This window comes from Geobacillus sp. LYN3 (assembly GCF_003064505.1).
Lineage (GTDB): Bacteria > Bacillota > Bacilli > Bacillales > Anoxybacillaceae > Parageobacillus_B > Parageobacillus_B toebii.
The window spans coordinates 2,627,939-2,634,329 of sequence record NZ_QCWL01000001.1 but is presented as its reverse complement, the minus strand read 5'-3'; the positions used below and the strand labels follow the sequence as shown (position 1 = coordinate 2,634,329).

Annotated in this window: 8 protein-coding genes; all 8 read left to right on the top strand. The window is 41.3% G+C overall.

All coding sequences use genetic code 11. The features are described 5' to 3' along the window. Nucleotides 1-186 precede the first annotated feature (186 nt). The 8 genes from DCC82_RS13860 (at nucleotide 187) to radC (ending at nucleotide 6,241) form a co-directional block, all read left to right on the top strand. Nucleotides 187-669: a pilus assembly FimT family protein gene (locus DCC82_RS13860; RefSeq protein WP_097354805.1), complete on the top strand. Its 483-nt coding sequence runs from the start codon at nucleotides 187-189 to the stop codon at nucleotides 667-669. A gap of 10 nt (nucleotides 670-679) precedes the next feature. Further along, nucleotides 680-1,426: a prepilin peptidase gene (locus DCC82_RS13855; protein ID WP_108430399.1), complete on the top strand. Its 747-nt coding sequence runs from the start codon at nucleotides 680-682 to the stop codon at nucleotides 1,424-1,426. Nucleotides 1,427-1,440: 14 nt separating this feature from the next. Beyond that, a complete protein-coding gene (gene pilM, locus DCC82_RS13850) occupies nucleotides 1,441-2,394 on the top strand; it encodes a type IV pilus biogenesis protein PilM (RefSeq protein WP_108430398.1) in 954 nt (317 codons plus the stop codon). Further along, nucleotides 2,384-2,980, top strand: coding sequence for a PilN domain-containing protein (locus tag DCC82_RS13845; RefSeq protein WP_062753065.1), 597 nt, complete (start codon nucleotides 2,384-2,386; stop codon nucleotides 2,978-2,980). The genes pilM and DCC82_RS13845 overlap by 11 nt, the downstream gene beginning before the upstream one ends. Beyond that, nucleotides 2,977-3,699, top strand: a complete 723-nt coding sequence (locus DCC82_RS13840; RefSeq protein WP_108430397.1) for a pilus assembly protein PilO — start codon at nucleotides 2,977-2,979, stop codon at nucleotides 3,697-3,699. Before DCC82_RS13845 ends, DCC82_RS13840 begins: the two co-directional genes overlap by 4 nt. 199 nt (nucleotides 3,700-3,898) lie before the next feature. Next, nucleotides 3,899-4,837: a stage II sporulation protein B gene (locus tag DCC82_RS13830; RefSeq protein WP_233252998.1), complete on the top strand. Its 939-nt coding sequence runs from the start codon at nucleotides 3,899-3,901 to the stop codon at nucleotides 4,835-4,837. Nucleotides 4,838-4,952: 115 nt separating this feature from the next. Continuing rightward, nucleotides 4,953-5,513, top strand: a complete 561-nt coding sequence (locus DCC82_RS13825) for a Maf family protein (protein WP_081188787.1) — start codon at nucleotides 4,953-4,955, stop codon at nucleotides 5,511-5,513. 47 nt (nucleotides 5,514-5,560) lie between these two features. Next, entirely contained in the window at nucleotides 5,561-6,241 is a 681-nt protein-coding gene (gene radC / locus DCC82_RS13820) for a RadC family protein (protein WP_062677145.1), read from the top strand. The last annotated feature ends 150 nt before the right edge of the window (nucleotides 6,242-6,391 follow it).

Below are 6,391 nucleotides of genomic sequence, written 5' to 3'. Positions count from 1 at the left end.
AAAAAACAAAAAATGCCGATTCATCCCCCACCTATGCTCCGCTTAGAGGTGAGGGTCTTCTCGGCAAAAAAGATAAATTGTAAAGATAAATTGTAAGGAATATATTCTCATAGATCTATAAATCGTGGTAAAATAGTTAGGAAAAAAGTGTGATAAACACAAAAAAATAGGGAAAGGGGTATTACGATGATGAAACGATTTTTGAAAAACGAACGAGGACTCACATTGATTGAATTGCTTGCCGTCGTCGTCATTTTGGGGATTATCGCGGCAATTGCGATTACGGCGATCGGCGCCATTATCGACAACTCGAAAAAAGATGCGCATATCGCGAACGCACAGCAATTAGCTAATGCTGCAAGGCTCGCAATATCTTCTGGAGGATTTGATGAAAATAAAAATGAGTTTACTATGAAAGAACTATATGATGCAGGATATCTTGAAAAAATTCCGAAATCACCAGGAAAAAAATCAAAAAAGTATGATGCGGATAAAAGCTTGGTGGTAGTAGAAAGAACTAAATTGATAGATAGTAATAATAAGAAAGAAACTGGTGGTGAAAACTTAACATATAAAGTTAAATTAGTAGATTCAGATGGTAGCTTTAAGTATATTGATGGTGAAAAAGATGTTAATGAATTAGAAAGAAGCGACGTAAAACTTAAATAGTTTTAAAGACATGATGTTGGTTATATTTTTATACTCCCTCCTCCTCGGCTCGTTTTTTAACGTTGTTGGTCTTCGTGTGCCGGTGGGAGAGTCGATTGTGTTTCCTCGTTCGCATTGCCCGCGCTGCAAGCGGCAGCTTACGGCGCGGGAACTTATTCCTGTTGTGTCATACGTGTGGCAAGGCGGAAAGTGCCGGGGATGCGGGAAGCGAATTTCTTTGCTTTATCCGTTTGTGGAGCTGTCGACAGCGATTCTTTTTACGATTTCGCCGCTTTTGGTGGGATGGTCAAAAGAATTGATCGTATGCTGGACGCTCATTTCGTTATTGATGATTATCTTTGTTTCCGATATTCGCTACATGATTATTCCCGATAAAGTGCTGCTTGTATTTGCGGCGATATTTCTTTTAGAGAGGCTGTTTATTCCGTTCATTCCATGGCGGGATGCGCTTGTTGGCGCGGCGGCTGGCTTTTTGCTGCTTTTCCTCATTGCCGTCATCAGCAAAGGCGGCATGGGCGGCGGCGATATTAAATTGTTTGCGCTGCTTGGATTTGTGCTTGGATGGAAAACGGTGTTGCTTGCGTTCTTTTTTTCCACGTTTTATGGAACCGTAATTGGGCTTATTGGCATGGCGCTTGGCAAAGTCCGGCGCCGGGAGCCGATGCCGTTCGGTCCGGCGATCGTTCTTGGGTCATTAACGGCCTATTTTTTTGGACAAGACATCGTCGAATGGTATAAGCAAATGATTTTCTTTTGATATGAGGGGAAAACATGAATATGTTTACGCTGTTTCAGCCAAGGCATAAAGTCGCGAATCTAGTAATAAAAGACCATGTCATTCGATATGTAGAGACAAAGCCAAACGACCCATTATCCGTTCATAAATGGGGAGAGCACCATCTTCCAAAAGGAATTATTCATGACGGAAAAATCATCGATCGCGAGACATTAGAAATGATTTTAGAAGAATGTGTTGATGAATGGAAATTAAAAAAACGCCGCGTTCGTTTCATTGTGCCAGATCCCTTCGTTATTATTCGTCGAATTCCGCTTCCTGCTGATTTGGAAGAAGATGAAATTCGCAGTTATTTGTTTATGGAATTAGGAACAACGATTCCGTTGCCGTTTGATAATCCGGTGTTTGACTACATTGTTTTGGAAAAGACGCAGGAAGCGACCGCTGTTTTGTTATTCGCTGCTCCAGAAGATTCGGTGTTAAGTTATGCGCAGCTTTTAGAAGATGTAAAACTTCGCCCGATAGCTGCTGATGTTTCTCCACTATGTGCATATCGTCTTTTTTATATGGCCGATCAAGTGAAGAAAGACGATCATATTTTGCTTATTCAGTTTGATCAATCTTCTGTCAATGTTAGCGCATTTGATGAACATAAACCTGTTTTTATGCGCCATCTTTTGCTGGAGCAGTATGAAGAAATAAATATGGAGAAAGATCAACAGCTCGTTGATCCGTTTGAAGATATATATAAAGAAATGGAACGGATGATGAGCTTCTATTCCTTTTCCATCCATCAAGGAAAACAGCAAATTACCCGTGTATTTCTAATGGGGGATCATCCGCGTTTGTCCCATATTTATCAAGCGCTGCAAGAACGGCTGGACGTTCCTGTAGAACAGCTTTCGGCTGCGATGGCAAGTGCAGTGGATGTGCGCTATCATCTCGCATGGGGACTTGGATTAAAAGAGGGAAATGACGATGATCGTTGAGATAAATTTACTGCCAAAAAAAGAACCGAAAAATGTTGTCTTTCTTTTTATCACAGTGATCATAACTGCGATTGTCTTGATTGCCGCGGCTGTTTTTTATGTTCTTATCGACAGAGCGGAGACGCAAATCGACTCACTAGAAAAAGAGCTGAAACAGACGCAGGCGCTTCAAGCGATCGAACAGCAGAAGCTTGCGGATATGCAATCTGTAAAAGAAATAGAAGAATTAGATAAAACAGTGCAATGGGCGAAAGATTACCCGCTTAAAATGGTGCCTCTTTTGCGCAACATGACGAAATTGCTCCCAGAACGCGGATTTATCATGAACTTTTCCTATGCTGAGGATGGAACGGTAACGGTTTCGGTGCAATTTGATACAAGCGAGCAAGCGGCCTATTATTTAAAACGGCTGTCGGACGCAAAATTTATTGCCGATGTGCAACTGAAAAGTCTTACTGCGGTGAATGCAAACGAAAAAAGCGATGAACAAGGGACAACCGAAGAACAAGTAGTACCGCGTTATCTCGCGCAATATGAAATGCATATTCGTAAACAAGCGCTAGAAGAAAAGGAGAAACAATCATGACCGTACGTTTCTCAAAACGACAGCTTTTCGTTTTTGTTCTTATGCTTACAGTTCTTGGCGCTGCAATTATCGGCCTTTATTTTTATATGCTTTATCCGCGTTACCAACAAATTGAAGAGTTAAACAATACGGTGGCAAGTGAGAAAAAAATATTGGCTGCTACAAGAGCAGAGATTGCCAAACAAAAGTCCAGTTTGCCGGAAAGTGTCGTGGAGCTTCAAAAAAAGATACCGGTCAAGCCGCTTACAGAACAGCTATTACTTGATCTGGAAAAAGCAGAAGTAGTTTCGGACAGCACGATTTCTAGCATGACTTTTAATGAAGAGGAAAATGCAACAGGAGAGCAGCAAAAAACGGATGCATCATCAAAGACAGAACAATCTTCTTCTAGGCTGCCGGACGGATTAAAAAAAGTGACGGTGCAATTGACGGTGCAATCCCCGTCATACTATCAGCTTGAGCGTTTTTTACAGACGCTTGAAAATCTTAACCGCATTGTGTCGATTGAATCGCTGTCTTTTACTGGAAATCCGGAATTGACATCGGTAGATACAGAAGTGAATCCGTTAACCTATTCGGTAACGGTCAGCGCATTTTATTATCCGAAATTAGCAAAATTGCAAAATATGCTGCCGCAAATAGACGTTCCCCCTCCGAGCAAAAAGCGGAATCCACTAACAGAAATCATTCCTGAGGGGCAACCGTCATCGCAGCAGTAATGGATGGCGAACAGCTGTGCACTTATTCGGAGCAATCGCCGGAAGTTCCTGTCGAAGCATTGTCTGTTCAGCAAATACGTGACCGATAATAGCAAAATTTGCCGAAATTATCCGAGAACAAGACGACAAATGTCTTGTTCTTTTTTTCTTTGTTTATGATAAGATAGGCGAGAAATGAAAGAATAAGGATGGTGACATAATGGACAAGCATGGGCAAAAAATTACGGTGAAAATTAACGGAAAAGAGCAGCCGTTTACTACGGATAAGCCGAAACATATAGAGAGTGTTTTGGAAAAAGAAAAGGAGGCGGAGTCAGGGGCATTTGTTTCTTTCCAACCACAAAAGAAAAAGAAACGTAAACAGCGCTCGCCAATTACTGGCGCGTTCAACGCACGGGTTAAATCTGCTATTTTTTCAATCGCGATGGCGATCATTATTGGAACATGTTTTGGATTCATCGTATTAAATGTGATTCCAAAGCAAAAAACTCATTCACCGCAAACGATGGAAACGGCGCTGCCGATTCCGATAGAGTCCAAAACTTCGACAAATCCAGCCACGAAATCTGCTAATGAGGCTGCTATTTCTCCATTTACGGTCAGCGTGATTCAAGCAGGAGTATTTACGGATCGAGAAGCAGCGGCTGCCTATGCCAAAAAACTCCAATCTTCCTCCATTCCTGTTGTAGCTGTTGGAGAAAAACCAGTTGCTTTGTTTATTGGTGTTGCAAATGATAAACAACAATTGCAAGCGGTAAATGAATTGTATAAACAGAAGGCACAAAGTACATACGTAAAATCGCTATCGTTTGTAAATAACAGCGACCAACGCAAGCCAGTAATAAAAGCAGGAGAAACGTTATACGCGCAAATGGCTGCTATTTCCGCTATTTTGTTGGGAAAAGGAGATATAAACACAGATGATTGGAAAAAGCTAGAGAATGATTATCAACAATTTATATCCAAAACGGTTCCTAACGACGATCATATAAAGCAATACGTTTCTCACATAAAAAAAGCATATTATTCATTAACTGTTTATAAAACAAGTAAACAAGAGGCGATGCTGCAGAAAACGCAACAAGAATTGTTAAAAGCGTTAAAATCGTATATTGCCATTTTCCCATTGCGAAGCTAGCGGGCTTCTTTTTTTTTCGCGTTTTTTCGACTTTGAGAAATTGTGTTGAATCGCAAAATTTGGTACGATACATGTGTATCTTCCGATTTGAAACGAATGCAAAAGGGTGATATGGATGAAACAGTTGATTTTAGCTTCAAGTTCCCCTCGTCGAAAACAGCTGCTTGAATTAGCTAACCTCCGCTTTCAAATCCTCGCTAGCCACATTGATGAGCAAATTCATGAAGCCAAGTCCCCGGAACAAGCCGTACAGCTGCTTGCCTATCGTAAAGCAAAAGCTGTTGCCGATCACTATCCTCATTCGTACGTCATCGGGGCGGATACGGTCGTCGTTTATCAAGATAACATTTTAGGAAAGCCGAAAACAGAAGAAGAAGCAGCGGCCATGCTGCGCATGTTGTCAGGCAATGAACACCATGTACTAACAGGAGTAGCCATTCTTTCCCCAAACGGTCAATCATTGTTTGTGGAAAAGACAAAGGTGTTTTTTTGGGATTTAACAGAAGAAGAAATTTTCGATTACATTGCGACAGGAGAACCGATGGACAAAGCGGGAGCGTACGGTATTCAGGGACGTGCTGCTTTATTTGTCAAACGTATTGAGGGAGATTATTTTAACGTTGTCGGGCTGCCGTTGTCACGGACAGTGCGTGAGCTGAAGCGCCTTGGTTGGTAACTTTTTTCGGTTGATAAAAAGAAAAAAAGGAGTGAATATAAAATACGATGACGTTTATGATTCGCGATGTGCCAAAGGATGCCCGCCCACGTGAACGGCTTCTTTCTTCTGGTCCGGAAAGTTTGGCTGATCACGAGCTGCTTGCCATTTTGCTTCGGACAGGAACAAAGGAAGAATCGGTATTGCAGCTTGCTCATCGCTTGCTTAAGCATTTTGAAGGACTTCGGCTGTTAAAAGATGCTACGATTGAAGAAATAACAAGCATTAAAGGAATTGGGACAACGAAGGCGGTTCAAATTTTGGCGGCAATCGAGCTTGGCAGACGAATTAGCCGACTTAGTTACAATGAGAGATATGTGATTCGTTCCCCAGAAGACGGAGCAAAATATGTCATGGAAGATATGCGTTTTTTGTCCCAAGAACATTTTGTCGCTATTTATTTAAATACAAAAAATCAAGTGATTCATCGAAAAACAATATTTATTGGCAGTTTAAACGCCTCTATCGTTCATCCGCGTGAAGTGTTTAAAGAAGCGATCAAGCGATCTGCTGCCTCGATTATTTGTGTGCATAATCATCCCTCCGGCGATCCAACTCCAAGTCGAGAAGATATTGATGTGACGAAACGCCTTGCCGAATGCGGTCGGATTATTGGGATTGAATTGTTAGACCACCTCATTATTGGTGATCAAAAATTCGTTAGTCTGAAAGAAAAAGGATATGTGTAGTAGTTCTCATTTTTTGTCGAATAAGTTATAATAACAACTATGAGTTTTTATCATGTTTTGGGCGGTGTCGTACAAAACATTGAAACAACAACATGGGTAAATTCGACAAATTTAGCGGATCGTTATAAAAGCATTTCGTTTCAGAAAGGA

What these genes read in the sequence shown, in the direction of transcription:
- DCC82_RS13825 (WP_081188787.1), top strand. Translation starts at nt 4,953, where the DNA reads ATGAAACAGTTGATTTTAGCTTCAAGTTCCCCTCGTCGAAAACAGCTG.
- DCC82_RS13855 (WP_108430399.1), top strand. Translation starts at nt 680, where the DNA reads ATGATGTTGGTTATATTTTTATACTCCCTCCTCCTCGGCTCGTTTTTT.
- DCC82_RS13840 (WP_108430397.1), top strand. Translation starts at nt 2,977, where the DNA reads ATGACCGTACGTTTCTCAAAACGACAGCTTTTCGTTTTTGTTCTTATG.
- radC (WP_062677145.1), top strand. Translation starts at nt 5,561, where the DNA reads ATGACGTTTATGATTCGCGATGTGCCAAAGGATGCCCGCCCACGTGAA.
- pilM (WP_108430398.1), top strand. Translation starts at nt 1,441, where the DNA reads ATGAATATGTTTACGCTGTTTCAGCCAAGGCATAAAGTCGCGAATCTA.
- DCC82_RS13845 (WP_062753065.1), top strand. Translation starts at nt 2,384, where the DNA reads ATGATCGTTGAGATAAATTTACTGCCAAAAAAAGAACCGAAAAATGTT.
- DCC82_RS13830 (WP_233252998.1), top strand. Translation starts at nt 3,899, where the DNA reads ATGGACAAGCATGGGCAAAAAATTACGGTGAAAATTAACGGAAAAGAG.
- DCC82_RS13860 (WP_097354805.1), top strand. Translation starts at nt 187, where the DNA reads ATGATGAAACGATTTTTGAAAAACGAACGAGGACTCACATTGATTGAA.